The sequence below is a fragment of the Dyadobacter frigoris genome, assembly GCF_005280585.1.
Classification (GTDB): Bacteria; Bacteroidota; Bacteroidia; order Cytophagales; family Spirosomataceae; genus Dyadobacter; species Dyadobacter frigoris.
Genome location: NZ_SZVO01000052.1, coordinates 1 through 1,629, shown reverse-complemented (window position 1 = coordinate 1,629; position 1,629 = coordinate 1). Strand labels below are relative to the sequence as shown.

Sequence of the window (1,629 nt, the reverse complement as noted above, 5' to 3'; positions counted from 1 at the left end):
TAGGGTCTGCTGAATATATATCAAATACCAGACAATCAGTCAAATATGTTATATTTATCTGATAATAAATGCTCGATTCTATGGCAAAGTCATCAAAAAACCGTGCATCAAAGCAAAATTATGTTAGCCAGGATCAACTTGGTATCGAGGGATTCGAGTCTCCTTTTTCCAGAAAACTGAATCCGAAGAATCGTTGGGTTGTGCTATCAAGGAATATTCCCTGGGATATTTTGGTGAGTACCTATAACTCTGCGTTAGGGAATTCGAAGACTGGCGCGGCAAGTATCAATGCCAGAGTAGCCATTGGTTCTGTTATTATTAAGCATATATGTGATTTAAGTGACCGGGAGACGGTTCAGCAAATCCAGGAGAATATGTATATGCAATTTTTCTTAGGATACTCTAGTTTTACTGACGAGCCCCCGTTTGACCCTTCCTTATTTGTGGAGTTCCGGAAACGCCTGGGTGTTGAACAGATCAATAAAATCAATGAGTTGATTTTGGGTCTAGGGAGCGAAGGGTACCATGCGAAGAGCTCAACACAAGATAGGGCTGGTGTTGTCAAAAAGGAAACTTTACCAAAACAGGATGGAGGTGAGGTTGTGACCCACTTTGGCAAAATGATCACCGACGCCACCGCCTGTCCCCAAGATATTGCTTACCCAACGGATTTGAATTTATTGAATGACGCTAGGGAAAAGTCCCAATTACTGATAGATACGCTTTACAAAAAAGTACTTCATAAGAAAAAGCCACGAACAGATCGAAAGAAGGCACGCAAGGAATATCTACAAACAGCGCAGAAAAAAGTAAAGTCCAAAAAAGCGATTCATAATGCAGTCAAAAAGCAGTTGGCCTATCTCAGACGTAATATTTCTAGCATCCATAAGCTTTGGGATAGCTACCAGAAGATCCCTCTTGACAGGAATGAATACAAATATTTATTGGTTATCCAGACGCTGTACGATCAACAAAAGCAGATGTTTGACCGAGGAGAGCACAGTGTGGACAACCGGATCGTAAGTATTCACCAACCACATGTGCGCCCTATTGTGCGAGGAAAAACCAATGCTAAAACTGAGTTTGGAGCCAAAATACAAGCCACTGTCATGAATGGTTACACCTTCCTAGATGAGCTGTCATGGGAAGCTTTTAATGAAGGAACATGTCTGATCAGCAGCGTTGAGAAGTACAAAGTTCGCTTTGGCTTTTATCCTGAATATGTACTTGCAGATAAGATATATTGCACTCGCGCCAACCGAAAGGTATTAAAGGATTTATCAATAACGCTTCGCGCCAAGCCCTTAGGGAGACCAAAGGCGGTGGATGAGAAACACGTAAGTCCAGGGGAACGCAATCCAATCGAGGGGAAGTTTGGCCAAGCCAAAACAGCTTATGGCCTAAACCGGATAAAGGCAAGATTACAAGCAACAAGCCAATCCTGGATTGCATCCATCATCCTAGTGTTGAACCTGGTCAAGTTGGCCGGGGAAGCACTATTGTGCCATGTGGTGCTAGTTACTTATTCAGCAAGACAGATGAAGTTTGAGCCGTGGCTGCGGAATCGTCAACCACAGCTCAAGCTCGCAGCGTAAGACAAAAGAAGACATATTCAGCAGACCCTAAGTA

The 1,629-nt window shown here is 43.0% G+C and carries 1 protein-coding gene; it reads left to right on the top strand.

The features are described from left to right. Positions 1-80 precede the first annotated feature (80 nt). Positions 81-1,595, top strand: a complete 1,515-nt coding sequence (locus FDK13_RS35160) for an IS5 family transposase (RefSeq protein WP_170983027.1) — start codon at positions 81-83, stop codon at positions 1,593-1,595. Positions 1,596-1,629 lie beyond the last annotated feature (34 nt).